The following is a 26837-nucleotide window of genomic DNA, read 5'->3' on the forward strand; positions in this document are numbered from 1 at the left end:
AGACGATTGGGTCTGTAGCTCAGTTGGTTAGAGCGCACCCCTGATAAGGGTGAGGTCGGCAGTTCGAATCTGCCCAGACCCACCAATTTCATGGTGTTCCCTGTAGAAATACGGGGCCATAGCTCAGCTGGGAGAGCGCCTGCCTTGCACGCAGGAGGTCAGCGGTTCGATCCCGCTTGGCTCCACCATTACAGATTGGCACCAACGTTTAAAGCTTAGAAATGAGCATTCCACCAAGACGGTGCTGAATGTTGATTTCTAGTCTTTTGATTAGATCGTTCTTTAAAAATTTGGGTATGTGATAGAAAGATAGACTGAACGTTACTTTCACTGGTAACGGATCAGGCTAAGGTAAAATTTGTGAGTGCTCTTAGAGCATGCGAATTTTCGGCGAATGTCGTCTTCACAGTATAACCAGATTGCTTGGGGTTATATGGTCAAGTGAAGAAGCGCATACGGTGGATGCCTTGGCAGTCAGAGGCGATGAAAGACGTGGTAGCCTGCGAAAAGCTTCGGGGAGTCGGCAAACAGACTTTGATCCGGAGATGTCTGAATGGGGGAACCCAGCCATCATAAGATGGTTATCTTGTACTGAATACATAGGTGCAAGAGGCGAACCAGGGGAACTGAAACATCTAAGTACCCTGAGGAAAAGAAATCAACCGAGATTCCCTTAGTAGTGGCGAGCGAACGGGGACTAGCCCTTAAGTGGCTTTGAGATTAGCGGAACGCTCTGGAAAGTGCGGCCATAGTGGGTGATAGCCCTGTACGCGAAAGTCTCTTAGTCATGAAATCGAGTAGGACGGAGCACGAGAAACTTTGTCTGAATATGGGGGGACCATCCTCCAAGGCTAAATACTACTGACTGACCGATAGTGAACTAGTACCGTGAGGGAAAGGCGAAAAGAACCCCGGAGAGGGGAGTGAAATAGATCCTGAAACCGTATGCGTACAAGCAGTGGGAGCCCACTTTGTTGGGTGACTGCGTACCTTTTGTATAATGGGTCAGCGACTTATTTTCAGTGGCGAGCTTAACCGAATAGGGGAGGCGTAGCGAAAGCGAGTCTTAATAGGGCGTCTAGTCGCTGGGAATAGACCCGAAACCGGGCGATCTATCCATGGGCAGGTTGAAGGTTGGGTAACACTAACTGGAGGACCGAACCGACTACCGTTGAAAAGTTAGCGGATGACCTGTGGATCGGAGTGAAAGGCTAATCAAGCTCGGAGATAGCTGGTTCTCCTCGAAAGCTATTTAGGTAGCGCCTCATGTATCACTGTAGGGGGTAGAGCACTGTTTCGGCTAGGGGGTCATCCCGACTTACCAAACCGATGCAAACTCCGAATACCTACAAGTGCCGAGCATGGGAGACACACGGCGGGTGCTAACGTCCGTCGTGAAAAGGGAAACAACCCAGACCGTCAGCTAAGGTCCCAAAGTTATGGTTAAGTGGGAAACGATGTGGGAAGGCTTAGACAGCTAGGAGGTTGGCTTAGAAGCAGCCACCCTTTAAAGAAAGCGTAATAGCTCACTAGTCGAGTCGGCCTGCGCGGAAGATGTAACGGGGCTCAAACCATACACCGAAGCTACGGGTATCACTTAGGTGATGCGGTAGAGGAGCGTTCTGTAAGCCTGTGAAGGTGAGTTGAGAAGCTTGCTGGAGGTATCAGAAGTGCGAATGCTGACATGAGTAACGACAATGGGTGTGAAAAACACCCACGCCGAAAGACCAAGGTTTCCTGCGCAACGTTAATCGACGCAGGGTTAGTCGGTCCCTAAGGCGAGGCTGAAAAGCGTAGTCGATGGAAAACAGGTTAATATTCCTGTACTTCTGGTTATTGCGATGGAGGGACGGAGAAGGCTAGGCCAGCTTGGCGTTGGTTGTCCAAGTTTAAGGTGGTAGGCTGAGATCTTAGGTAAATCCGGGATCTTAAGGCCGAGAGCTGATGACGAGTTACCCTTTGGGTGACGAAGTGGTTGATGCCATGCTTCCAAGAAAAGCTTCTAAGCTTCAGGTAACCAGGAACCGTACCCCAAACCGACACAGGTGGTTGGGTAGAGAATACCAAGGCGCTTGAGAGAACTCGGGTGAAGGAACTAGGCAAAATGGCACCGTAACTTCGGGAGAAGGTGCGCCGGTGAGGGTGAAGCACTTGCTGCGTAAGCCCACGCCGGTCGAAGATACCAGGCCGCTGCGACTGTTTATTAAAAACACAGCACTCTGCAAACACGAAAGTGGACGTATAGGGTGTGACGCCTGCCCGGTGCCGGAAGGTTAATTGATGGGGTTAGCTAACGCGAAGCTCTTGATCGAAGCCCCGGTAAACGGCGGCCGTAACTATAACGGTCCTAAGGTAGCGAAATTCCTTGTCGGGTAAGTTCCGACCTGCACGAATGGCGTAACGATGGCGGCGCTGTCTCCACCCGAGACTCAGTGAAATTGAAATCGCTGTGAAGATGCAGTGTATCCGCGGCTAGACGGAAAGACCCCGTGAACCTTTACTATAGCTTTGCACTGGACTTTGAATTTGCTTGTGTAGGATAGGTGGGAGGCTTTGAAGCGTGGACGCCAGTTCGCGTGGAGCCATCCTTGAAATACCACCCTGGCAACTTTGAGGTTCTAACTCAGGTCCGTTATCCGGATCGAGGACAGTGTATGGTGGGTAGTTTGACTGGGGCGGTCTCCTCCTAAAGAGTAACGGAGGAGTACGAAGGTGCGCTCAGACCGGTCGGAAATCGGTCGTAGAGTATAAAGGCAAAAGCGCGCTTGACTGCGAGACAGACACGTCGAGCAGGTACGAAAGTAGGTCTTAGTGATCCGGTGGTTCTGTATGGAAGGGCCATCGCTCAACGGATAAAAGGTACTCCGGGGATAACAGGCTGATACCGCCCAAGAGTTCATATCGACGGCGGTGTTTGGCACCTCGATGTCGGCTCATCACATCCTGGGGCTGAAGCCGGTCCCAAGGGTATGGCTGTTCGCCATTTAAAGTGGTACGCGAGCTGGGTTTAGAACGTCGTGAGACAGTTCGGTCCCTATCTGCCGTGGACGTTTGAGATTTGAGAGGGGCTGCTCCTAGTACGAGAGGACCGGAGTGGACGAACCTCTGGTGTTCCGGTTGTCACGCCAGTGGCATTGCCGGGTAGCTATGTTCGGAAAAGATAACCGCTGAAAGCATCTAAGCGGGAAACTTGCCTCAAGATGAGATCTCACTGGGACCTTGAGTCCCCTGAAGGGCCGTCGAAGACTACGACGTTGATAGGTGGGGTGTGTAAGCGCTGTGAGGCGTTGAGCTAACCCATACTAATTGCCCGTGAGGCTTGACCATATAACACCCAAGCAATTTGCTGACCCGATACAGGGCACCAGATTGCGGTGTGTGAAGACGCTATGAACCGAAAGTTCGCACAACACACAAACCTATCGCATACCCATTCGCTGGAACGTGACCGCAAGGCACGCGCTGGCTACCGAATTTCTTGACGACCATAGAGCATTGGAACCACCTGATCCCATCCCGAACTCAGCAGTGAAACGATGCATCGCCGATGGTAGTGTGGGGTTTCCCCATGTGAGAGTAGGTCATCGTCAAGATTAAATTCCGAAACCCCTATCTGCTGACGCAGGTAGGGGTTTTGTTTTGCCCGCAATAAAATTGCGCCGAGGCTCGGAATAAATTTGCACAGTTATTTTCAAGCCAGCGCACTAGAATAGCCTCCACCTTAGTTGAGCCAGAGCTCTTTATGCCCGATCCGTTTGACGCCCCTCGGTTGTCAGATCTGCCGTTGGATGACTTGGTGGCGTGCCATGAGTGCGACCTGTTGATGCGCAAGCCCCAACTGGCCCATGGCGAAAAAGCCGAATGCCCTCGCTGTGGGTATGAGCTCTACGCTCACCGACACAATGTGGTCGAACGCAGCCTTGCATTGGTCATTGCCGCTCTGCTGTTGTATGTGCCGGCGAACTTTTTACCCATCATGCAGCTCAATTTGCTCGGCCAATCCTCCCAGGACACCGTTTGGAGTGGTGTGGTCGGCCTGTTCAATACCGGCATGCAAGGTGTATCGGTGGTGGTTTTTCTGTGCAGCATGGGTATTCCGCTGCTTAAACTGCTTTGCCAATTGGCCGTGTTACTGACCATTCGCTGGAATATCGGCCGTAGCTACGGCTTATTGCTCTATCGCATTTATCACCATTTACGCGACTGGGGCATGCTGGAGGTTTACCTCATGGGTGTGCTGGTGGCCATCGTCAAGTTGGCAGACATGGCGGCCATTACCGTGGGGCTTGGTCTGGCGTGTTTTATCAGTTTGTTGCTCGTCCAGGTCTGGCTGGAGGTGGTGATGTCGCCGCATCAGATCTGGCAAGCGTTATCAGGAGAGGACGCTCATGCGGGCGATTGATGCGGGTATTTTGATCTGCACAGAATGCCACGAGCTAAACCGGCAGGAAGCTGACGTCGATACACAAACCTGTACCCGCTGCGGCGCCCTGGTTCATCCTCGTCGCCCAAACAGCTTGATGCGGACCTGGGCGTTATTGGTCACTGCCGCGATTCTCTACATTCCGGCCAACATGCTACCGATCATGACCATCAACTCGTTGGGGCAAGGGGCTCCGAGCACCATCATGGCCGGGGTCATCGAGCTGGTTCAGCACGGGATGATTCCGATTGCCGCCGTGGTGTTCATCGCCAGTATCGTCGTTCCGACTTTCAAGTTGGTGGGCATCGCCTTGCTGCTGTTTTCCGTGCAACGGCACCAGCCCATGTCTGCGCGGCAACGCATCCTTATGTACCGTTTTATCGAGTTCATTGGGCGCTGGTCGATGCTGGATATTTTTGTGATCGCCATATTGGTGGCGGTAGTGAATTTCGGTCGACTCGCCAGTGTCGAAGCCGGTCTTGGTGCAATTGCTTTTGCCAGCGTAGTGATTTTGACAATGATTGCCGCAGTAACCTTCGATCCCCGACTGATTTGGGATAACACGGAGTCGGATGACGACCATGACTGATTTGCCTACCGCTAAAACCCGACCGGCTTCGAACTGGTCCGCGATTTGGGTCTTGCCGCTGATTGCCTTGATTATCGGCGGCTGGCTCGGCTGGCGGGCCTATAACGAAACCGGCATCGAGATCAACGTGCGCTTTGAAAGCGGCGAGGGTATTCAGGTCAACAAGACTGAAGTCGTCTACAAGGGTATGCCGGTCGGCAAAGTGAAGTCCCTCAAGCTCGATGACGAAGGCAGCTCGAAAGGCGTGGTCGCGACCATTGAGATGAACAAGGACGTCGAGCAATACCTCAAGACCGGGACACGCTTCTGGTTGGTCAAGCCGAGCGTGACCCTGGCCGGCATCACCGGCCTGGAAACCCTGGTTTCCGGTAACTACGTGGCTATCAGCCCGGGGGAAGGGGAGCCGATCCGTAAATTCAAGGCCCTGGCCGAAGAGCCGCCACTCTCGGACGCCAAGCCCGGTTTGCACCTGACCCTCAAGGCCGAGCGCCTGGGCTCGCTGAACCGTGGCAGCCCGGTGTTCTATAAACAGATTCAGGTCGGACAGGTGAAAAGCTACCTGCTATCGGAGGATCAGAGCACGGTCGAAATCAAAATCTATATCGAACCGACTTATGCCGGCCTGGTGCGTAAACATACGCGTTTCTGGAATGCCAGCGGTATCAGCATCGATGCCAATCTGTCGGGCGTCAAAGTGCGCAGCGAATCCCTGGCGAGCATCGTGGCCGGTGGTATCGCGTTCGCCACGCCGGAGAGTCGCAAAGACAGTCCGCCCACAGACCCGAGCCTGCCGTTTCGTCTTTATGAAGACTTCGACGCTGCCGCTGCCGGCATCCGCGTGAAGGTCAAGCTCAGCGACTTCGAAGGGTTACAGTCCGGTCGTACTCCGGTGATGTACAAAGGCATTCAGGTCGGCAGCCTGAAGAACCTCAAGGTCGATCCGGATCTGTCCAGCGCTACCGCTGAATTGACCCTAGACCCACTGGCCGAAGATTACCTGGTGACCGGCACCCAGTTCTGGGTGGTCAAGCCGTCGATCTCGCTGGCGGGGATTACGGGCCTTGAGGCATTAGTCAAAGGTAACTACATCGCCATACGTCCCGGCGACAAGGGAGGCGCGCCGCAGCGCGAGTTTGAAGCCAGGCCGAAGGCGCCACCTCTGGACTTGCGTTCGCCCGGGCTGCACCTGGTCCTGCTCACTGAAAACCTGGGTTCGCTGGAGGTCGGCAGTCCGATTCTCTACAAACAGGTCAAGGTTGGATCGGTGCAGAGCTACCAGTTCTCCCGCAAGAAAAAGCAGTTGATCATTGGTGTGCACATCGAGAAAGAATACGAAGGTCTGGTCAACGGATCGACCCGGTTCTGGAATGCCAGCGGGATTACGCTCACGGGTGGTTTGACGGGGGGGATCCAGGTCAAGAGCGAATCCTTGCAAAGCCTGATGGCCGGCGGCATTTCTTTCGAGACGCCGGAACCCAATGTGCCGTTGAAAAGGCGCATCCCACGGTTCCGCCTGCATGCAGACCGCGAAGCCGCGCAACAGAAAGGCACAATGGTGACGATCAAGGTTGATCGCGCCGACGGTTTGCGCAGCGGCACGCCGATTCGTTTCAAAGGGCTGGATGTGGGCAAGATCGAGGACGTGGACCTCAGCGCCGACATGCAATCGATCCTGCTCACCGCACGTATCACCGAAGTGCCGGAGCGTATTGCTCGGGTCGGCTCCCAGTTCTGGGTGGTCAAGCCCGAACTGGGGCTGATGAAGACCTCGAACCTGGAGACGCTGGTGACCGGGCAGTACATCGAAGTACAGCCACCGGTGAAAAACCTGGGGCCGCAGAAAAGCTTCGTGGCCCTCGCCAGCCCACCGCAAAACGCTGTCCCTGAAGCCGGTCTGAGCCTGGTGTTGAGCGCCGCTCGCCGTGGTTCGTTGAAGACCGGCGTGCCGGTGACGTATCGCGAGATTACCGTGGGCAAGGTTACTGGCTATGAATTGGGCCAGACGGCGGACCGTGTGCTGGTTCATATCCTGATCGAGCCCAAGTACGCGCCATTGGTGCGCAGCGGCACGCGATTCTGGAATACCAGTGGCTTCGGCATGGACTTCGGGTTGTTCAAAGGCGCGACAGTGCGGACTGAGTCGCTGGAGACGCTGATTCAGGGCGGCATCGCTTTTGCCACCCCGGATGGCGAGCGGATGGGCAACCCGGCGCGACCGGAGCAGACCTTCCCCTTGTTCGATCAGTTTGAAGAGGAGTGGCTGACCTGGGCGCCGAAGATCAAGCTGGGTAAGTGATCAGGGGGCAATCAGTCTGTTCTGACGCCATCGCGAGCAGGCTCGCTCCCACGAAGTGTCATCTGATTGCGACGCTAAACCTGTGGGAGCGAGCCTGCTCGCGACAATCCTAAAAAGCCCAATGAAAAAGGCCGCGATCCATTGGATCGCGGCCTTTTTTGTGTCCGGCTATTTACCTCAAACCGGATCCAGCTCCGGCTCGTCGGCCTGCACGTTCACCGTGGCTTTCACCGCATCGTGACGGCGGATGTACTTCCAGTCCGCCTCGTCGATGTAGATGCCGTTGGGGCCGCTGCCGCCTTCCAGGTCGATGGCGACGCTGGCGCAGACTTGCGGTTTCACACTGGCCAGGATCGGCACAAAACCCAGCTGCAAGCTGGTTTCCAGCAGCGCGGCCTGGTTTTTCTCGTCGATGTCTGCCGCTTCGTCAAGGTAGTACGGCAGACGCACGCGACCGGCCTGTTCGCGGTCCATCAGGTGCAGCAACAAATACATGTTGGTCAGCGCCTTGATGGTCATCGTGGTGCCGTTGGACGCCGCGCCATCGATATCGGTGTGGATCACGGGCTGGCCGTTGACCTTGGTGATCTCGAAGGCGAGTTCGAACAGGTCCTTGAGGCCGAGCTGGTTGTGGTTGGCCGCCACCAGGCGGGCCAGGTATTCCTTGGCCTCTTCGTTCTTGTTGTCCTGCTCGGCGCTCTGGCTGAGGTCGAACACCGACAGGGTCTCGCCTTCCTCGTACTGGCCGGCGCTGTGGATGATCTGGTCGATGTGCTTGAGCGCTTCCTTGTTCGGCGCCAGGACGATCCGGAAGCTCTGCAGGTTGGACACCTGACGCTTGTTGATCTCGCGGTTGAACAGCGCCAGTTGATGCTCGAGGCTGTCGTAGTCGCTGCGGATGTTGCGCAGGGTCCGGGCAATGTCAGTCACCGCCGCACGCCGTGCCTTGCCCAGGGTCAGGGCTTCGTCGGTACGGTGGGCATAGGCATTGATCAACAGTTGCAGGCGGCGCTCCATGTCGTCTTCGCTGTCGAACTTGGCCACGCCCTTGAGGCGCACCTGGGCGTACAGTGCTTCGATCTGGCCATCGACCCGCAACAGACCCTGCCAGCTGTCCTGGTAGTCATTGAGCAGTGGCAGCAGGTTGTCCATGGAGTCGTCGACCGGGTCCATGAACGGTGTGCCGAACGGCAGGTCCGCTGGCAACAATTGACGACGGCGCAGGGCGTCGTCGAGGGTACGTTGCTTGGCTTCCATGTCGGCGATCTGCCGGCCCACCAGTTGCAACTTGGCGGACAACTGCTGGACACGTTCGGTGAAGGCATCGCTGGAGCGCTTGAGTTCGTCCTGGGCGGCTTCCATCTGCGCCAGTTGCTCAAGCTTTTCGCCTTCCTCGGCACTCAGGGTCTGGGTGCGGCGGAAGTCTTCCAGGGCTTTCTGCGCATCCAGAACCTGCTGGTACAGCGCCTCGGTCTGGGTCTTGCTCGCGGCGCGGTCGGCGGCCACCGCTTGCTGGGTCTTGAGCTGCTTGAGTTCTTTTTCCAGGCGTTCTTTCTGGTCTCGCAGTGCGGCGCGGTCGGCCAGGGCTTGCAGGGCCGGCGGTTCGATGTGGGACAGGTCGATGGACAGGCCCGGTACTTCGAAACGCTCACCTTTGAAGCCGTCGAGGATCAGCTCCATGGATTTGACCCACTCGCCGTTCTCGTCCAGCGCGATACCGTGCTCGCCCAGCGGCAGGCTGAACAGCGCACTGTTGAACAGGCGCATCAGGCGTTCAACGTCCTGTTGCGAGAATTCTTCCCGCAGGCGGGCGTAGCTGTTGTTATCGGCGTGATCGAGTTGCTGCTTGACCGACTTCAGGCGTTTTTCCAGATCCCGCAGGCGCTCATCCAGGTCTTCGGCGCTGAACTGCCGGGACTGGGCCAGGGCACCGGCCAGTTCGTCGTGGGCATCCTTGGCCGCGAGCAGTTGTTGCTCCAGGACCTTGACGTCGTCCACCAGGGCAAAGCGGTTCTTGAGCACCGACAGTTCGCCAATCCAGCGCTGGATGCCGCTGATTTCCCGTTCCAGGCGCATCAACTCCTGAGTGCCGCCGCGCTGGTCGTTCTGCAGCGAATCCTGCTCGTTGCGGTAGTGTTCGGCCTGGATGGTCAGCTCTTCCTTGCGCGCACTGGCGTAGTCCGACCAGGTGCCCAGCAGCGAGTCGAGCAACGGTGACAGGCGATGCAGTTTGCCGCGCAGTACATCGCGCTGCTTCACGCCATTGGCCAGGGCCTCCACCAGCGGACCGGCAGCCACCAGGGAGTTGTAGTCCTGTTCCATGCGTCGTACATCACGGAAGGCCTCTTCACACGCGGCGATGTAATCCACGCTACCGGAACGCAGGCTGTGCTCGAACGCGTCGAGGAACAGTTGCTTGAGCTTGGCCGCAGTAATTTCGCGCATGTGCAACAGGTTGATGAACAGCGCGCGGAAGGTCTTGAGGCTTTGCTCGCTGGTGGAGCGCAGCGGGATCAGCGTCAGGTCCAGCGGAATCGAGGTATGACCGCCCACCAGCAGGCGTCGCAGTTCATCAGGCTTGAGTTCGTAGGCTTTGAGGCCTTCGCGCTCCAGGTTGGTGAACAGCTCTTTCTGACGCAGGCAGGTGTCGTCTTTCTGATAATGGGCCAGGTCCAGCTTGCCGGCGTAGGCAAAGAACTGGTGGCCGAAACCGCCGCCGGGGCCGCGCCCGACCACACCGATCACGTGCGGGCCGTGGGGCAGGGCGACTTCCACCAGGATGTAGCTGGTGTCCGAGGCAAAGTAGAACCGCCGGGATTGCTCCAGGCTGTACTTGCCGAAGCTCATGTCCGACATGCGCGCCAGGATCGGGAACTGCAAGGCGTTGATCGACGCGGATTTACCGAGGTTGTTCGCGCCGTACACCGACAGCGGTTCTTCCAGCGGGAACAGGCCCAGGCTGTAGCCGGCGGTGTTCAAAAGGGCAAAGCGGCGGATGCCGTAGCGTTCCTTGCTCATGCGTCGGTCTCCTGTTCTTCGGCAATGGCACGGGCCAGTGCGTCTTCTTCGCTTTCACCTTCGAATTCGCTCAGATCCAGCGGATCATCGGTTTGCAGCAACTTTTCGTCGCTGTCTTCGTCGATCAGTACCGGCGCCGGCAACGGCAGCACGCTGTGCAGGCTGGCGGCCAGGTCGCGGTCCTGCTGGACCGACAGGCAGACGTCGAGGAAACGGTGCATCGGTGGCAGGAAGCGGTAGACACCGTTCTCTTCGCCGGCAAAACCCAGTTGGGTCATGCGGCGCATGATTTTTTCTTCCAGCTCTTCCTGGGTCTGCACTTCGGCCTGAAGGAACAGGTCGCGGTACTTTTCCAGAAGCGAGGGCAGCTCATCGCGGCCCAGGCTCCCACCGTCGAGCACGGCAATCGGGTCGCGGCCCTGGTCGGCCAGGTGCTCGACGAGGATGAAGGTGAACAGCGCCAGGCGTTGGGCGGTCTTGTTCACCGCAGCGGCGGCGAGGTCCGGCACGAAGTAGTAGAAACCACGGGTGTCGCACACCAGTTCGAAACCCAGGGCCTTGAACAGCGTGCGGTACTGGTCCTGGAAGTTCGACAGTTGCGCGTACAGCTCCGGGTCGCGGCGGCTGACGTGGTAACCCTTGAACAGCTCGCGAAAAATCGGCGCCAGTTGGGACAGTTCGGATAGATCAAGATGCATGGGGGATGCTCGCAGAATCCTCGGCGGCGGTGTCGCGGGCCGAGAGCAGGGCGAAGGAGCGCAGGCTGACCTGATGCTCGTGAGTGTGGTAGTCGCGGCGTTCCAGACGCTCGCGCTTGAAACGTTTTTCCCGCGACAGGCGCGAGAACCAGTACAGCAATTCGTCGGTGGCGCCGTCCGGCTCCTGCTCCAGCAACCAGGTCATCAGGTCCGGCATTGGCAGCGCGTCTTCGCAACGCTCGACCATCTCGCGTACGGTGCGCGGCGCGCGAGGAGCCTCGCCGCCCTTGTGGGTCTTGTGGGACTTGGGGAAGCGCGCCGGTTTCGGTTCGAAACGGGCCAGGGCGTACACGTAGGCTTCGACCTGACTGGCGCTGCCCAGGAAGGTGCTTTGCGGGCGGGTGAACAGCGGCATGGCGGCTTGGGGCACGGCATCGAGGCCTTTGCGCCGAATGGCGGCCAGGGCCAGGGCGGCGCCACGGGTCACCGCGTTGTGACGGCGGGCCTCTTCGCGTAGCGGCAGGAGCAATTCGCGGGCATGGCGCAGGGTCAACTGGGCGCTGGTCTGCATCTCGAGGATGCGCGCGTGGGTGCGCAGCAGCATGTCATCGTCCACCAGGTGGCCGAGGCGCTGCTGTTCGGTGAGCATGCGCAACAGCACATTCTCGACCTTGCGCACGCCTTGCTCGAACGCACCGTCGGCGTTCACCAACTGGATCATCGGTTCGACGTATTCATCCCAGGTCGCCAGTACTTCGGCGTAGCGCTGGCGCAACGGAATCTGCCGGTCGCTGGTCTTGGCCCGTTCGGCCACCGCTACCAGGGCCTGTTCGTCGTTGGCGAGTTTCTTGAGTACGTCGCGCACGCGCATGTCCAGCAGGCGCAACTGGCGGGCCAGGTCGTTGCCGTCGCGAATGTCGAACGCGTCCTGGATGTAGCCGGCCAGGCGCTCGAGGTGGCGCAGGTAGGCTTCGATTTCCAGGCACAGGCCGAGGCGGTGTTCGCGGCGCAGGTAGGCGAGGAAGTCATGGATCTGGGCGTTGAGCTCGAAACGGTTCGGGCTTTTTGCCACCGGTACGAGGATGTCCAGGCGGATCCACACGTCCAGCAGGTTGGTGATGTCCTGGGGCGTGCTGTCCAGTTGTTGGGCGGCCAATTGTGAACGCAATTCGTTGAGGCTCAGGGTGCCCTGGTCGAAGTGCTCGCACAAAGGTTCCAGCAATGCCCAGTGTTCAGCGAGGGCGCGCAAGACGCGCTTGGGTTCGATCATCGCAATGGCCGTCGGGTTGGCAATTAAAAGGGGCGATTGTACTGCATCAGGCCGGTTGCGATTCACCCCTGAGACGGACTGTCGGTTGAATCGCTCAACTATTGATTCAACAGGGAAGCGATCTGTCTCGAAGGGCGGTAGAATCCCTTCCACTTTCAGTTATCCACAAGTGGCCGACCCTTGCTTATCGAGTCCCGCCGCCGCGCCTATCTGACCGCCATGCAGGTGGTCAACTGGCTGCCGCGTACCGAATTGCCGTTTGCCGCCCCGTCGCGGCCCGAGCTGCTGGAAACGCCCGAGCCGCTGGATATCGAGCCGGTCGTGAGCGCGCCCGTGGCCAGGACGGTTGCCGAGCCGGTGGCGCCCGTGGTCGAACGGCCGAAGATCGAGGTTCCGCGCCCGAGCCTGGCATCGACCCGCACCAACGCCAAACCGGTAGAGGCCGCCGATGAGGCCCCGGCCCCGGTCAAGGCCCCTTACGTCGCACCGCCGCGTTTCGCGCTGCAACTGCTACGGGCAGGACGTTGCCTGCTACTGGTGGAACTGCCCACGGGCGAACCGTTTCAAAGCCGCGATCCGGCGTATCTGCTGCTCAAGGACATGCTGCGCGCCGCCGGTCTGCCGGACAGCCCACAGATCATTGGCGAGCCGGTGCGCTGGCCGTTGTTGTCTCGCGGGACCATGGACCAGGGACCAGAAGCGGCGCGGGATTTTGTCCAGGGTTTTGTCTCGGCGCGGCTTGAGGATGAGCCCTGCGTGTGCCTGTGGCTGATCGGCCTGCCGGCGGTGAAATTTGCGGGTGAGGTGGATGCTCAAGCATTCAATCGCGAACTGCAGGTCGAAGGCCTGGGCTCGGCCTGGGCGTTGCCCGGCCTGGAATTGTTAATGGAAACGCCACAGCGCAAGGCTGATGTCTGGCAAGCCATGCGCCGGCTGATGGCGCGTTGGAAAGAATCGAATGAGTGACGCTGTATCGTTCCGCCCGATGACCGAGGCGGACCTCGACGCTGTGCTGAAAATAGAATATGCGGCCTACAGCCACCCCTGGACCCGAGGGATCTTTCTCGACGGGCTGGGCAAGTACCAGATCTGGCTGATGTTCGAAGGCCAGCAGCAAGTGGGCCACGGCGTGGTGCAGATCATTCTGGATGAAGCGCACTTGCTCAACATCACCGTCAAACCGGAAAACCAGGGGCGCGGCTTGGGTTTGCGGCTGCTGGAGCATCTTATGTCCATTGCCTACAAGGCCGAGGCTCGGGAGTGCTTCCTGGAAGTGCGTGACAGCAACCGCACAGCGTTCCGGCTGTATGAGCGCTATGGCTTCAATGAAGTCGGCCGTCGCCGCGATTACTACCCTGCGGTGGGCGGACGCGAAGATGCGGTGGTCATGGCGTGCACCTTGGTGGACTGAACTTGCCACATCGAGGTTAACCGCAACGCCGTCATCGCGAGCAAGCTCGCTCCCACAGGGTTTTGTGTTCGAGCGCAAATTTGATGCACACCGCCAAGCTCCCTGTGGGAGCGAGCTTGCTCGCGATGACTGCGGCACATTCAACCCCAGTGCAAACTGATCCACCGCTATCGCGAGCAGGCTCGCTCCCACATTGGATCTGCATCGCTCAAGACATTGGGTTATGACGCAGAACCTGTGGGAGCGAGCCTGCTCGCGATGGCGTCAGCTCGATCGACACTTACCGCTTGCCATCCAACGGATCGATATCGGCCATTTCCGCTTCGTCGAGCCCGTCACCCCCGCCAATGTCATTTTCATCCACTACGCTCAGGTCCCAGTCCGCCCGTTTGTCATCACCGGCTTCATGGGCGTCCCGGGCACCGTCTTCGCGGATCAGTGTTTCCGGGCTCATGTCGTCGTCGGTGGGTTCGTGATCATCCGTTGAAGCCCCTGTCAGCCCGGCTTCACGCACGCGTTCACGCGGCATCAACTGTTCGCGTTCATTTTCCGGCAGTTCGTCGCCGATTTTCGCACTGGGCTCTTGTTCGTCGAATTCCAGTTCATGCATCGAGCCCATGCGGTCTTCGTTATCGTCGATGGGTTCCGGCTGGACCGCGTCGAAAGGACGTCGTGAATCATTCATGGCAATTCCTCATACTGTGGGGCTTACTGGGTGGACCCACAGCCGTGGCGAGAATTCCAACGGCATTCTGGACGTGACCTCGACGGGCGGTCGTCTGTCAAAGTTGCGCACTATTCTCGAGGGCTAGATAGCATGAACGAATTACAAGATCTGATTGATAACAACGCGCGCTGGGCCGATGCGATCAAGCAGGAAGATCCTGATTTCTTTTCCAAGCTGGCCCGTCAGCAAACCCCTGAGTATCTGTGGATCGGCTGTTCCGATGCGCGGGTGCCGGCCAACGAGATCGTCGGCATGCTGCCCGGCGATCTGTTTGTGCACCGTAACGTGGCCAACGTGGTGCTGCACACCGACCTCAACTGCCTGTCGGTGATCCAGTACGCGGTGGACGTGCTCAAGGTCAAACATATCCTGGTCACCGGGCATTACGGCTGTGGCGGCGTGCGTGCCTCGATGCAGGATCGTCAACTGGGTCTGATCGACGGCTGGCTGCGTTCGATTCGCGACCTGTACTACGAGCATCGCGAAACGTTGGCCCAATTGCCGACCGAAGAAGAGCGCGTGGATCGCTTGTGCGAGCTCAATGTGATCCAGCAGGTGGCCAATGTCGGCCACACCAGCATTGTGCAGAACGCTTGGCATCGCGGGCAGAAACTGTCGATTCACGGCTGTATCTACGGGATCAAGGACGGCCGCTGGAAAAGCCTGGACACGACGATCAGCGGTTTCGAGCAGTTGCCGCCGCAGTATCGGCTGCGTCCGGTCGGCGCGCCCTGATTCGGCTCATTCAGTCGCGATGACAGCGGCGACGCCAGTGCCGCAGAAATTTCATCCCTCGCTCGTTGGGCGGTTCGTCATAGCCTGGGATCCAGCCATGACAGTTGGACGAACCGCACCGGCAGGCGAACTGTCGATACAATTTCTGTTCGGTACTGGCGTAATCCATCGTCAGGCAGTCACCTTCCTCGATGATGGTCAACGCCCATAACCACAGTTCGCTCATGTCCAGGAAAACGTTCGGGCTGCAGGAGTGCTGCAGCAATCCGGCGAAGCGCGGGTCATACATGTGGATGTCCGGCAGGATCTGCAGTGTATGCAGGCGTCGTCGGCTGACGATCAGCCCCGATACCCTGCACATCCTTTCCAACGGCGCAAACCGCTTGCGGGCGACGATGCCATTGCCGCGGCCGTTAGTCGTCTGGCGCACTTCGAAATCGCGCCTGGATGGATAACCCATGCGCGTGCTGAGTTGTTTCTCGGGGTAGATGCCGTCCCCGTTCGGTGAGGATGCGCTGTCTGCAAGGAAGGTGGTCATGACGGTCCCTGTCGCGTAGGACGCTCGGCCTTCTGGCGCTGGCGATCCTGCCAGCGATCATTGAAACCTGCCTAGCTTCGCGCAACCTTGAAACGCCATCTACTGTCGACTCTGACAGGAGCCAAAGGCGCTTTCCTGCGTGAGCCCAGGCTTACGCAGGAAAGTTCTTGGGGTTTAAACCGCGTCAGGAAGCGCTGGCATGGGGACTTTCAATTGTGGAAGTTGTGATTTGATTGCCGGCTCCGCGCATTTTTTCGCCGCTTCGTCCGCAGACAGCTTGCGGATCGAGGTATAGAACAGCTCACAGGTTTCTTCCTTTTGCGTGACCTGCCAGGTCTGTGTGCATTGATTCAATTGCGCACTCGGATCGGTGCCCGGTTTGCTGCCCATGCCGGCTTGCCAGCATGCAGCGCTGAGGTCCTGCCCCATGACTTTCAAACCTGCCGCATCCGCCTTGGCCTGATCACCGTTGTAGCTGTCAGGGTCGGCGGCATACCAGATGTAGCTCGGGTGGTTGGAGCCCAGGACCGGAACCTTGACACCCGCAGTCGGCGTAATGGTCGCCAGACCCAGCACGTCCACGGTCTGGCCGTACTGTGTCTTGATCCAGTTCCGCACGGGAGCACCGAAGGCCACCATCGGCAGGGCGTCGCCGCTGGCGTTCTGGCTGACTTGCTTGACCATGGTGGTCTGGTAGTCATTGAAATAGTCGTAGACCCCGCCCAGCGCCTGGCCGGCATTGGATGGCGCCGCAATCGGTGCGATGTCGACAATGGTCTGGAAGGCCGGGGTCTGTTCGGCGGCGATGCCGTTGGCGGTCAGCAGCGTGGCCCAGCGATCGGTGGTGGCCGATTCCAGGTAGTCCTGCGCCTGGGTCAGGGAGTAATCCGGCGGGAAGTGCAGCAACTCAATGCTCTTGCGGTTCTCCAGGGCCATGCCCAGCGGCAGGAACAGGTACCAGTCGTAGGCCCATTTGTTATCGCTGTTGAGTTTGGTGGCGCCCTTGTATGCCAGGTCACCGGCATCCAGCAGCGCAGTCAACGGTTTGCCGTAGTCTTGCGGCACGCCGCTAATACTGGCGTAGACCTTATCGTTGTCGCTTTTGACGCTGACCTTGGCCGCGCTGTAGCCGTCACGCTGCACGCTTTGGGTCAGGTAATGCTCAACGGTCTGCTCCAGCGTCCAGTTGCGAAAACAAATGACGTTGCAGTTGTTGGGATAGGCGAAGAGACGGGTGACGCGTTCGGTACTGCCCAACTGAACATCGATGTCGGCATGGGCGGCGGCACTGAAGGCCAGGGTGGCAAGAGAAAGTACGGCGAGTTTGGACATGCTCAGATCCTTTTCAGCGTGTGGACCCCTCGAACAGGGTGTAGCCATACTGAAACAGACCGGAGCGAAGAAAAAGTGGGCCGACGAAAATATCGGCCCTTTTTTATGGCTTTATGGCATCACGGGCGGCAGATAAGACAATGTCGTCCCCAGCGCCCACAGCAGCACCAGCACCAATGGCGTGTGAACCAGTAATTGCACGAAGGAGAAACCGATCAGGTCCCGGGCCTTGAGCCCCAACACTCCCAGCAGCGGCAGCATGTAGAACGGATTGATCAGGTTTGGCAGCGCTTCGGCGGCGTTATAGATCTGCACCGCCCACCCCAGGTGATAGTTCAGATCATTGGCCACCTGCATGACATAGGGGGCTTCGATGATCCATTTGCCGCCTCCCGAAGGAATGAAAAAGCCCAGCACCGCCGAGTAGGCGCCCATCAACACGGCGTAGGTATCGTGGGATGCGATCTGTACGAAAAAGGTGGATATGTGATGGGCGAGCGTCTGGGCGTCGCTACCCTTGACCGTGGTCAGCAGCGCGGCAATCGAGCCGTACAGCGGAAACTGGATCAGCACGCCGGTGGTGGTCGGCACCGCGCGCGCCACGGCATCGAGAAAGCTGCGCGGCCGCCAGTGCAGCAACGCGCCAAGCATCAGGAACAGGAAGTTATAGGTGTTGAGCCCGGAGATGGCGCTTATCGCAGGTTTGGTCGAGAACTCGTGGAACAGCCAGCCGGCGGCCAGTAGCGCCAGGGCAATGGTCAGCAGCGGGCTATGTTCCAGCCATTCTCCCGGGCGGGTGCGAGGCTGCAATGCCGGCATGCTGAAGCTGGGATCAATCCCGCAGGCGGCGGCGTCACGGGCACTGTTCGGGCCGGGAGCGGTGGCATAGGCCACGATCAGCGAGATCACGATCAACGCCAGCAACATCACTCCCGATTGCCAGAGAAAAATGGTCTGGGTGAACGGAATGACCCCGGTGATCGACAGGATCGACGGTGGCAGGCTGGCCGGGTTGGCCTGCAATTGCGCCGCCGAGGAAGACAAACCCAGTGCCCAAACCGCGCCCAGGCCCAAGTAAGCGGCGGCGCCCGCGGCGCGGTAGTCCATTTTCAGATCGGTGCGACGGGCCAGGGCACGTACCAATAAACCGCCAAATACCAGGGAAAGCCCCCAGTTGAGCAGCGACGCGACCATGGAGATCAATGCGACCCAGGCCACCGCGGAGCGACCGTTTTTCGGGATGCGTGCCAGGCGATCGATCAGTTTGACGGCGGGCGGCGAGCTGGCGACCACGTAACCGCCGATCACCACGAAGGCCATCTGCATGGTGAACGGTATCAGGCTCCAGAAGCCATCGCCGAACGCCATGGCAGCGGCCGTGGGTTTGGCGCCGATGAACAGTGTCGCCACCGCGACTACCAATACTGCCAGGGCGGCAAATACCCAGGAGTCAGGGAACCAGCGCTCGGCAAAACTGGAACAGCGCAAGGCGAAGCGGGCGGAACGGCTGTCTTGTATGTCGGTGGTCACGGCAATTACCTCGATTTTTATGGTTATGGGTATTGGGTGCGGCAGGGTCTTGGCGTCAGGCGCCAACACTGGAACATTCCAGTGACCATGGGAGGCTAATCGGGGTTCGCGAGCGCGCAGGATTATTTTCAGAAGCGGCCCGGGGCGCTCTTTAGAAAAAAATCGGCGAGCCGATGGCAAGAGAACAGGCCACCTAACTCTCCTGCTCTCGGAGCATGCCATGTTCAATAAACGCTTGAAGCAGGAGCTTTCGGCTCTTCGCCAGGAACTGTCCAGCCTTGTGCAGGTGAAGGAGAGTTTGGACCGCGAGATGCTGGCCCTCACTCTGGATGCCGAAGGGCGGGTGCAGACGGTCAATCAGAATTTTCTCGACGAAATGCACTACAAGACCCAGGACCTCATCGGCCGGTCTGTCGAAGAGCTGGTGCCGGCTTACCTGAAATCCAATGAGTTCCAGTTGCGTTTCAAGACGGCGCTGACTAGAGGCGAGCATTTCTCCGGCGCCGTACGGCTGCTCCGGGGCAACGGTAAGGAAGCCTGGTTGCGTTCGATTCTCCAACCGGTTCGGGCGGCTGATGGCCGAATCCGCTATTTCTCGATGTATTCCAGCGACCTGACCCGTACCATCGAGGCGTCGCGTGAACATGAAAACCTCATTGGTGCGCTGGTGCGTTCAACGGCGGTGATCGAATTCGACCTGGGCGGTCACGTACTGACAGCCAATGATCGCTTCCTCAATGCCATGGGTTACAGCCTGGCGCAGATCAAGGGCAAGCATCACCGCATGTTTTGCGAACCGGAGGAGTACAACAGCGCCACCTACCAGCAGTTCTGGCAGCGTCTCAATAGCGGCGAGTTCGTGGCCGGTCGTTTCAAACGCTTGGACAGCAACGGCCGTGAAGTCTGGCTGGAAGCCTCTTACAACCCGGTGCTTGATGCCAACGAGCGACTGTACAAAGTGGTCAAGTTCGCCACGAACATCACTGATCAGGTCAACCAGGAAAAAGCTGTCTCCGAGGCGGCCGGCATTGCCTACAGCACCTCGTTGCAAACCGACAGCAGCGCCCAGCGCGGCACCACCGTGGTGACCCAGGCCGTGGGCGTGATGCGTGACCTGGCCCGGCACATGCAAACCGCCGGCGAAGGCATCGAGGCCCTGAATGAGCAATCTCTGGTGATCGGCACCATCGTCAAGACCATCAGCGGCATTGCCGAACAGACCAACCTGCTGGCGCTCAACGCGGCCATCGAAGCCGCCCGGGCGGGTGAGCAGGGCCGGGGCTTTGCGGTGGTGGCCGATGAAGTGCGGCAACTGGCGTCGCGTACCAGTCAGGCCACTGATGAGATCGTCGGCGTGGTTCGCCAGAACCAGGACATGGCCCGCAACGCCGTGGCACTGATGACCGACGGCCAGCACCAGGCCGAACAGGGCCTGGCCCTGGCAGCGGAGGCGGGGACGGTGATCGTCGAGATTCAGGATGGCGCGAAGAAGGTGGTCGATGCCGTGAGCCAGTTTGCCAATCAGTTGTCGACTTGAGTTTGATGTTATCGTTTTTTACATATTAATTATTGTTATGCGATAATTTCGCCGCTATGGTTTGCGCTTCCTTTGTTCTGTGGAGCCTTCCATGCCCTCGAATCGTCTCGCCCTGTACAGCCAGCGCATGGCTGTCATCACACTTGTCTTCATTATCACGATGATGGTCCTCAACGCCGGGGTCTGGCTGTTTCCTGACGTTGCTTCAGAATACGGTCTGGGCTTTGCCCTGACCGAGCGACAGCTGTCGAGCTTGTCAGCAGAGGCTATGCGCTTGACTGGTTGGCAATGCCTTGGCGCAATGCTGTTGTCGAGCATACCGCTGCTGGCCCTGGCGTTCGGGCTGGGCCATTTACGGCAGTTGTTCCAGCGATATGCCCAAGGCGAGTATTTTTCCAGCGAAGCAGCCGTTTGCCTGGGGAAGGTAGGTCGCGCTGTGGCGCTGTGGGTGCTGCTGGATTTCCTGTGTGAGCCGTTTCTCAGCCTGCTGGTGACGATCAATGCACCGGTCGGTCAGCGTCTGCTTACCCTCAGCGTTACCGCCCCGTCGTTTGTCGCGTTGTTTCTTGCAGCCTGCATTGCAATCATTGCCCGGATATTGTCCCGGGCCAGTGAAGTCGATTCAGAAAACCGGACTTTTGTTTGAGAGCCCTATGCCTATCGTTATTCAACTTGATGTGATGCTGGCGACGCGCAAGGTTAAATCCAAGGACCTTGCCGCCGCGATAGGCATTACGGAAGCCAACCTTTCCTTGTTGAAGCAAGGAAAGGTCAAGGGTATTCGCCTGGCTACCCTCGAAGCCATTTGCAGCCATCTGCAATGTCAGCCCGCCGATCTGCTGATTTACCAACCGCAGAGCGATCCCCCCAAGGCTTGACCCCTTGGGGGAGCGAGCCTGCCTGCGATGGGCGGCGACGCGACTTCGCAGACCGGTCGGATGGCCGCGACGCTCAATCCCCCAGCGCCTGCCCCTCACGCCGCGGGTCCGCTCCACCGGCCAGTGAGGTTTTGCCTTGGGCATCACGGACTCGGACGATTGCCTGGGTCCCGCTGGTCATGTCGATTTCACTCACGGCATGGCCTTTGTTTTTCAACGCCTGGATCAGCGTCGGGCTGAACTGACCTTGTTCCAGTTCGGTGGGGCCGTTGCGGCTGCCGAAGTTGGGAAGATTGATGGCGGCTTGCGCGTCGAGGTCCCAGTCCAGCAGGCCGATCACTGACTTGGCGACGTATTCGATGATTTGGGAGCCTCCCGGTGAGCCAACAGCGGCCAGCAGTTCACCGCTCTGGCGATCGAAGATCAGGGTCGGCGCCATGGACGAGCGGGGGCGTTTGCCGGGTTCGACGCGGTTGGCGACCTTTTGCCCATTTTCTTCGGGTATGAACGAGAAGTCGGTCATCTGGTTGTTGAGCATGAAACCCCGGACCATCAGGTGTGAGCCGAACGCCGACTCCACCGTGGTGGTCATCGACACGGCGCCACCCTGATCATCCACTGCCACCACTTGCGAGGTGGAGATGCGCAGGGGCGAACGGTCCGGGGCGTAGGCCACCTGGACGCCCGGTGGTGTGCCGGGTTTGGCGATGCCCATGCTGCGTGGACCGATCAGGCTCGCGCGGCTGGCCAGATAACCGGGATCGACCAGGCCTTTGACCGGCACGGGGACGAAGTCCGAGTCAGCGACATACAGGGCGCGGTCGGCGTAGGTCAGGCGTTCGGCTTCGGCGATCAGGTGCACTGCTTCGGGCGTCGGCTCAATGCCGGCGGGTTTATCGGTCTTGACGGGTTTCATGGGGGCCAGGGCCGTGCGGCGGTCGCGCTGTTCCAATGCCTGCAAGGTTCCGAGAATCTGTGCCACGGCGATCCCGCCCGAAGACGGGGGCGCCATGCCACAGACTTGCCAGCGCTTGTAGTCAGTGCAAAGCGGCGCACGTTCCCGGGCGGCGTAGCCCTGGAGGTCATTCAATGACAGGCTGCCGGGGTTGGCATGCTTCTGCACCTTGGCGACGATTTCTTCGGCAATCGGCCCTTTGTACAAGGCGTCGGGACCTTCGCGGGCAATGCGCTTGAGCACGTCGGCCAAAGCGGGGTTTTTCAGCAGGGTGCCGACCGCCTTCGGGCTGCCGTCGGCGTTCAGGAAATAGGCGGCCATGTCCGGCGACCCCGGCAGGGACGCATCGGCCGCAATCATCGAGTGCAACCTGGGCGAGATCGCAAAACCCTGTTCGGCCAATGCGATGGCCGGCTCGAACAGCGTGGCCCATTCAAGTCGGCCATGTTTGCGATGGGCCAGTTCCAGTGCCCGCAACACGCCCGGTGTGCCCACGGAACGGCCGCCTATCTGTGCGGCGGTAAACGGCATGGGTTTGCCATCTGCTTGCAGGAAAAGTCTCTCGGTGGCGCCGGCCGGTGCCGTTTCGCGACCGTCGTAAGTACGTACTGCCTTGCCGTCCCACAACACGATGAATGCACCGCCACCGATCCCGGAGGACTGCGGCTCCACGAGGGTCAGCACCGCCTGCATGGCAATCGCCGCGTCGATGGCCGAGCCGCCGCGCCGCAACATCTGCCGCCCGGCTTCGGCCGCCAGCGGGTTGGCCGCCGCGGCCATGTGCTTGTCGGCGTGGCGGGTCTGCAGGTCGGTGCGATAGCCGGAGGCGATCTCCGGTGCGACGGGCAATGCTGGGGTTGTGGAGGAGGACGGGGCCTTACAGGCAACGAGTGCCAGGGCTACAGCCAGCAGCGAAACGGCTGACAGGCGATGAAGATTCGGTTTCAGATCTGCAAGCATGTGTCGCTCCATCCGTGGGCCAGGGGATAGGGATCGACTGTAGCGATGCGAGGCGTCGGGCGCAAATCAGCGCGGACTTGGGGGACGGCTTTTATCGAGGCATAAAAAAACGGCTTATCTTTCGATAAGCCGTTTTTAGTACTTGGTGGCTACACAGGGACTTGAACCCCGGACCCCAGCATTATGAATGCTATGCTCTAACCAACTGAGCTATGTAGCCAAGTGGCGCGCATTATTCGCCGGTAACGAAGATGTGTCAAGCGTAAATCTGAAATATTTCTCAGCGCTTTCAACCGCTTATCAATCCTCGCCGCAAATACCCGTCAACCGAGTTGAAATCTCCCTGTGTTGGCGCTCAGGGCCTGGCTGCCCTGGCTCAAAGTATCCGCCGCGAGGTTCACGGCGCGTGCCCCTTCAAGCAATCGCATGGCCGCCTGGTCGACCTGCTGGATATTGCCGCTGACCTCGTCGGCGGTGCTGGCTTGTTCGTCCACCGCGGTGGCGATTTGCGCCAGGGTATCGGTGACGCTCTGCACGGCGCTGGCAATTTCTCCCAGCCGCTCGCCAAGGCCGGTAACGGCTTGCGCGTCGGTCTGGGCCTGGCCGCATGCGGCTTCCATCAGGCTGACCGCTTCGTTGACCGTAGCGCGCAGGCTGTCGACGGTGCCAGCAATCTGTTGGGTGGAGGACTGGGTGCGTTGCGACAGGCTGCGTACCTCATCGGCCACCACCGCGAAACCACGGCCCTGTTCCCCAGCGCGAGCGGCTTCGATGGCGGCATTGAGGGCCAGCAGGTTGGTCTGCTCGGCCACGCCGCGGATGGTGTCGACCACCATCTGGATCTGTTGCCCCTGTTCGCTGACCCGGCCCAATGCGGCGGCGGTTTCGTTGAGGCGCTGGTTGAGTTGCTGGATGCTCGCCGTAGTGCGTTGACTGTCGCGGCTGCTGTCGGCGGCGATACGCCGGGTCTGCTGGGCGCTGTCGGAGGCCTGCTCACAGCTTCTGGCGACCCCTTGAGAGGTGGCGGCCAGTTGCGTGGCGGCCGCGGCGATCTGGCTGATCTGCATCTGTTGGGCTTCGACTTCGCCCAGGGCGCCGCTGGAGTGCGTGTTGAGGGTGCGAACGGCATTACTCAACTGCAATGTTTCGTGGTCCACGCCCAACAGGCTGTTGCGCAACTGCACCACTGCAACGTTGAGAGCGGTACTGATGGCCGCCAGTTCGTCGCGTCCTTGCACCGGCACTTGCAGACTGAGGTTGCCGTCACGCAGGGCTTCGGCCAGTAATGTGATGCCACTGGCGCTGCGGCGGATGGACGCTTGCAGGCAGACGAAGAGGTAAAGCGCGGCCAACAGCAGACAACCCAGCACCGTGGCCACCAGGGTGAATTGGCGGATGGCCGAGGAGTGGTAGTGGTCCAGTCGCGCATCCAGAGCCATCAGAGACTGCTGGCGCAAGGTCGCCAAGTCCGCCAGGAGCGCATCCATGTGTTTCTCGAATTCTTCCGGCTTGAGGCTGATGGAGCCGGCGAAGACCCCTTCATCCAGGACTTTCAGGCCGGAATCCAGATGCTTGAGGCTGTCTTGGAATTGTCCGGCCCAGGCTTGCAGTTCGTTCGGCAGGCGCGCTTGCAGTACTCCACCGGTTTTGACCAGTTGATCCCGGGCATCGCCGATCCGGCTGCGCAGGTCGCGCAATTGCAGGCGGCTTTGCAGGGTGAACTGACCCGACACAACGGAGGCCTGGCCAACGCTGGCCAGGCGACCGACCCGCTCGATCAGGTCCGGTGTCTGCTGGGTCGAGATCTGGATCAGCAGGTAGGTTTCCAGCCAGGAGGCGAGGGTCAGGCGATTGTCCATGACGATCTGCTCGCGCAAGGCTTGCAGGGCACTCAAGGCCGCAGTGAAGCGGTCATAGCCGTCCGGCCACCAACCGACGGTGCCCAGGCTTTTCGAATCAAGACCATTGAGACTGGTTTGCAGCGTTTGGAAGCGAGCCAGGGTGTCGGCTTCGGCACCTTCGGTTTGCAAGGTGCTGCCCAGATCATTGGCGGCCTGGTTGAGGGCCGGTTGCACGGCATCGAAAGCCGCCATCGCGGCAAGCGTTGCGGGTGTTGCCTGGCGATTGGTTTCCGTGGCTCGCCAACGGGCCGCGCGGCTGCGCTGGGCGGCGAGCAGGTTGTCCAGGTTATCCAGGGCCAGCAACTGGCGAACCCCGGCGCGTTCTTCGGAAATCAGGCTGAGTTTGTCGCGATAGTCCTGGCCGATGATCCACAGGCTGCCCATGAGTGGCAGGATGAAAAGCAGGAACAGCAACTGAAATTTGCGGGCAAAGCCGAAACGCCCCAGCAACCTGATTCCCGGTGATAGAAAAGCCTGCATGCCCATACTCCCCTGAACACCTTTGCACTATTTTTGTGCGTTTCGACACAGTGCCGAAACAGGTGCCCTTTTAAAAGGCCTCGAAAGTTTGTCCAGGCCCGCTCTGTAGGCTGGCTCTGTAGCGAAACTTCCCATTCTCGGTCCCCTTTGTAAGGGGCCGCGTTGTAGACCGTTAACAAGGCAAGATTCAGACCATGGCTTTGCGCTATTACCGAGCTCGCTGACAATATTTCAAGTCGATAGCAAGCTAAGGGGATAGCCTTGCTGCACCGAAAAATGGCACATTGATGAATCCGCTTCCTGTGCAAACCCCGTATGGAAACTCCCATGGCTATCAGCGATACCCAGGTCGATACCGCGTCTATCCCTGCCACACCTCAAAGCAGCCCTTTGGTCATGCGCATCATCGGTGCCGTGGCGTTGGCGCATTTGATCAACGACCTGATCCAGGCGGTACTGCCGTCTATTTACCCGATGCTCAAGGCCAGTTATGGGCTGACCTTCACCCAGGTTGGCTTGATTACGCTGACCTTCCAGTTGACGGCATCGCTGCTGCAGCCCTGGGTGGGTTATCACACGGACCGGCACCCCAAGCCCTGGCTGCTGCCGGCCGGTACGGTCTGCACGCTGATCGGGATCGTGATGATGTCCATGGTTGGCAGTTTTGCCATGATCCTGCTGGCCGCCGGTCTGATCGGTATTGGCTCCTCGACCTTTCACCCTGAAGCCTCGCGAGTCGCACGCCTGGCGTCGGGCGGGCGTTATGGGTTGGCGCAGTCGACGTTCCAGGTCGGCGGTAACGCCGGCTCTGCTTTCGGCCCGTTGCTGGCGGCGGCGATCATCGTTCCTTACGGGCAAGGTAATGTGGCCTGGTTCGGCCTGTTCGCACTGTTTGCGCTGTTCGTGCTGTACCGCATCAGCCGCTGGTACGCCAATCACCTCAACCTGTTCAAGCTCAAGCAAGGCCAGGCGGCTACTCATGGTCTGTCCAGGGGCCGGGTCTTGAGTGCATTGGCGGTGCTGGGTTTGCTGGTGTTCTCCAAGTATTTCTACATGGCCAGTTTCACCAGCTACTTCACCTTCTACCTGATCGAGAAGTTCGACCTGTCGGTGGCGTCGTCGCAGTTGTATCTGTTCCTGTTCCTCGGCGCTGTGGCGGCGGGGACCTTCTTTGGCGGTCCGATAGGCGACAGGATCGGACGTAAGGCGGTGATCTGGTTCTCGATCCTTGGCGTGGCACCGTTCACGCTGATCCTGCCTTACGTTGATCTGCTGTGGACCAGCATTCTCAGCGTGGTCATCGGCTTCATCCTGGCTTCGGCATTCTCGGCCATCGTGGTGTATGCCCAGGAACTGGTGCCGGGTAACGTCGGCATGATTGCCGGCGTGTTCTTTGGCTTGATGTTTGGCTTCGGCGGGATTGGCGCCGCGCTGCTGGGGCATCTGGCCGACATCCGCGGCATCGAGTATGTGTATTGGTTGTGCTCGTTTTTGCCGTTGTTTGGAGCCCTGGCGATTTTTCTGCCCAGAAGCAGAAAAAACTGACGTGTACTCAACCG

General features: G+C 59.3%; 18 protein-coding genes, 3 tRNA genes, 2 rRNA genes and 2 pseudogenes. 15 read left to right on the top strand and 10 right to left on the bottom strand.

From position 1 onward, the window contains the following. The first annotated feature begins 8 nt into the window (after positions 1-8). From AC3I65_RS03775 to AC3I65_RS03805, 7 genes are all read left to right on the top strand, one after another. Positions 9-85 (top strand) — tRNA-Ile (locus AC3I65_RS03775). 27 nt (positions 86-112) lie between these two features. Beyond that, positions 113-188, top strand: a tRNA-Ala gene (locus tag AC3I65_RS03780). Between the two features lie 247 nt (positions 189-435). Beyond that, positions 436-3327, top strand: a 23S ribosomal RNA gene (locus AC3I65_RS03785). A 150-nt stretch (positions 3328-3477) separates the two neighbouring features. Beyond that, positions 3478-3593: ribosomal RNA gene (gene rrf / locus AC3I65_RS03790) — 5S ribosomal RNA — on the top strand. Between the two features lie 149 nt (positions 3594-3742). Beyond that, positions 3743-4402, top strand: coding sequence for a paraquat-inducible protein A (locus AC3I65_RS03795; protein WP_047229370.1), 660 nt, complete (start codon positions 3743-3745; stop codon positions 4400-4402). Then, positions 4389-5012: a paraquat-inducible protein A gene (locus AC3I65_RS03800; protein ID WP_047229371.1), complete on the top strand. Its 624-nt coding sequence runs from the start codon at positions 4389-4391 to the stop codon at positions 5010-5012. The genes AC3I65_RS03795 and AC3I65_RS03800 overlap by 14 nt, the downstream gene beginning before the upstream one ends. After that, entirely contained in the window at positions 5005-7308 is a 2304-nt protein-coding gene (locus tag AC3I65_RS03805; protein ID WP_488523463.1) for a PqiB family protein, read from the top strand. Before AC3I65_RS03800 ends, AC3I65_RS03805 begins: the two co-directional genes overlap by 8 nt. A gap of 177 nt (positions 7309-7485) precedes the next feature. On the opposite strand, the gene mksF is transcribed toward AC3I65_RS03805, so the two are convergent. Genes mksF through mksB form a run of 3 tightly spaced genes read right to left on the bottom strand, consistent with a single transcriptional unit; the run spans position 7486 to position 12294 of the window. Then, the gene (gene mksF / locus AC3I65_RS03810) at positions 7486-10326 is read right to left on the bottom strand and encodes an Mks condensin complex protein MksF (RefSeq protein WP_047229372.1); all 2841 of its coding nucleotides are present in this window, start codon (positions 10324-10326) and stop codon (positions 7486-7488) included. Then, entirely contained in the window at positions 10323-11024 is a 702-nt protein-coding gene (gene mksE, locus AC3I65_RS03815; protein ID WP_047229373.1) for an Mks condensin complex protein MksE, read from the bottom strand. The genes mksF and mksE overlap by 4 nt, the downstream gene beginning before the upstream one ends. Continuing rightward, the gene (gene mksB, locus AC3I65_RS03820) at positions 11014-12294 is read right to left on the bottom strand and encodes an Mks condensin complex protein MksB (protein WP_047229374.1); all 1281 of its coding nucleotides are present in this window, start codon (positions 12292-12294) and stop codon (positions 11014-11016) included. Before mksB ends, mksE begins: the two co-directional genes overlap by 11 nt. A gap of 180 nt (positions 12295-12474) precedes the next feature. On the opposite strand from mksB, the gene AC3I65_RS03825 reads away from it, so the two are divergent. After that, entirely contained in the window at positions 12475-13260 is a 786-nt protein-coding gene (locus AC3I65_RS03825) for an energy transducer TonB (protein WP_322834612.1), read from the top strand. Continuing rightward, positions 13253-13705 carry a ribosomal protein S18-alanine N-acetyltransferase gene (rimI, locus tag AC3I65_RS03830; protein WP_047229376.1) on the top strand — a complete coding sequence of 151 codons (453 nt, stop codon included), beginning with the start codon at positions 13253-13255 and terminating at the stop codon, positions 13703-13705. The genes AC3I65_RS03825 and rimI overlap by 8 nt, the downstream gene beginning before the upstream one ends. A 280-nt stretch (positions 13706-13985) precedes the next feature. Here the strand turns inward: rimI and AC3I65_RS03835 are convergent, their stop codons facing one another. Beyond that, positions 13986-14390, bottom strand: a complete 405-nt coding sequence (locus tag AC3I65_RS03835) for a serine kinase/phosphatase (RefSeq protein ID WP_076386330.1) — start codon at positions 14388-14390, stop codon at positions 13986-13988. Between the two features lie 132 nt (positions 14391-14522). On the opposite strand from AC3I65_RS03835, the gene can reads away from it, so the two are divergent. Further along, on the top strand, positions 14523-15167 hold the full coding sequence (gene can / locus AC3I65_RS03840; RefSeq protein WP_047229378.1) for a carbonate dehydratase: 645 nt from the start codon (positions 14523-14525) through the stop codon (positions 15165-15167). Between the two features lie 10 nt (positions 15168-15177). Here can and AC3I65_RS03845 read toward each other — a convergent pair whose 3' ends face one another. From AC3I65_RS03845 to AC3I65_RS03855, 3 genes are all read right to left on the bottom strand, one after another. Then, positions 15178-15705 (bottom strand): SET domain-containing protein, encoded by a 528-nt coding sequence (locus tag AC3I65_RS03845; protein WP_488523464.1) that lies wholly within the window; start codon positions 15703-15705, stop codon positions 15178-15180. 174 nt (positions 15706-15879) lie between these two features. Then, complete coding sequence (locus AC3I65_RS03850) at positions 15880-17037, bottom strand: hypothetical protein (RefSeq protein ID WP_047229380.1); 1158 nt, start codon at positions 17035-17037, stop codon at positions 15880-15882. A gap of 111 nt (positions 17038-17148) precedes the next feature. Then, positions 17149-18567, bottom strand: a complete 1419-nt coding sequence (locus AC3I65_RS03855; RefSeq protein WP_076386741.1) for a short-chain fatty acid transporter — start codon at positions 18565-18567, stop codon at positions 17149-17151. 310 nt (positions 18568-18877) lie between these two features. Here AC3I65_RS03855 and AC3I65_RS03860 point away from each other — a divergent pair. The 4 genes and pseudogenes from AC3I65_RS03860 to AC3I65_RS03875 form a co-directional block, all read left to right on the top strand. Then, positions 18878-19564 (top strand): annotated as a pseudogene (locus AC3I65_RS03860) (PAS domain-containing protein); the annotation flags it as partial. Between the two features lie 108 nt (positions 19565-19672). Beyond that, positions 19673-20104, top strand: a pseudogene (locus tag AC3I65_RS03865) (methyl-accepting chemotaxis protein); the annotation flags it as partial. Between the two features lie 91 nt (positions 20105-20195). Next, positions 20196-20750, top strand: coding sequence for a DUF2975 domain-containing protein (locus AC3I65_RS03870; protein WP_488523465.1), 555 nt, complete (start codon positions 20196-20198; stop codon positions 20748-20750). Between the two features lie 7 nt (positions 20751-20757). Then, a complete protein-coding gene (locus AC3I65_RS03875) occupies positions 20758-20982 on the top strand; it encodes a helix-turn-helix domain-containing protein (protein WP_047229383.1) in 225 nt (74 codons plus the stop codon). Between the two features lie 73 nt (positions 20983-21055). Here the strand turns inward: AC3I65_RS03875 and ggt are convergent, their stop codons facing one another. From ggt to AC3I65_RS03890, 3 genes are all read right to left on the bottom strand, one after another. Beyond that, positions 21056-22897: a gamma-glutamyltransferase gene (gene ggt / locus AC3I65_RS03880; protein ID WP_188252279.1), complete on the bottom strand. Its 1842-nt coding sequence runs from the start codon at positions 22895-22897 to the stop codon at positions 21056-21058. A gap of 143 nt (positions 22898-23040) precedes the next feature. Continuing rightward, a tRNA-Met gene (locus tag AC3I65_RS03885) sits at positions 23041-23117 on the bottom strand. Positions 23118-23220: 103 nt separating this feature from the next. After that, on the bottom strand, positions 23221-25278 hold the full coding sequence (locus AC3I65_RS03890) for a methyl-accepting chemotaxis protein (RefSeq protein ID WP_188252278.1): 2058 nt from the start codon (positions 25276-25278) through the stop codon (positions 23221-23223). Between the two features lie 327 nt (positions 25279-25605). On the opposite strand from AC3I65_RS03890, the gene AC3I65_RS03895 reads away from it, so the two are divergent. After that, positions 25606-26823: an MFS transporter gene (locus AC3I65_RS03895; protein ID WP_107322930.1), complete on the top strand. Its 1218-nt coding sequence runs from the start codon at positions 25606-25608 to the stop codon at positions 26821-26823. Positions 26824-26837 lie beyond the last annotated feature (14 nt).

The sequence above is a fragment of the Pseudomonas sp. N-1-13 genome (assembly GCF_057787095.1).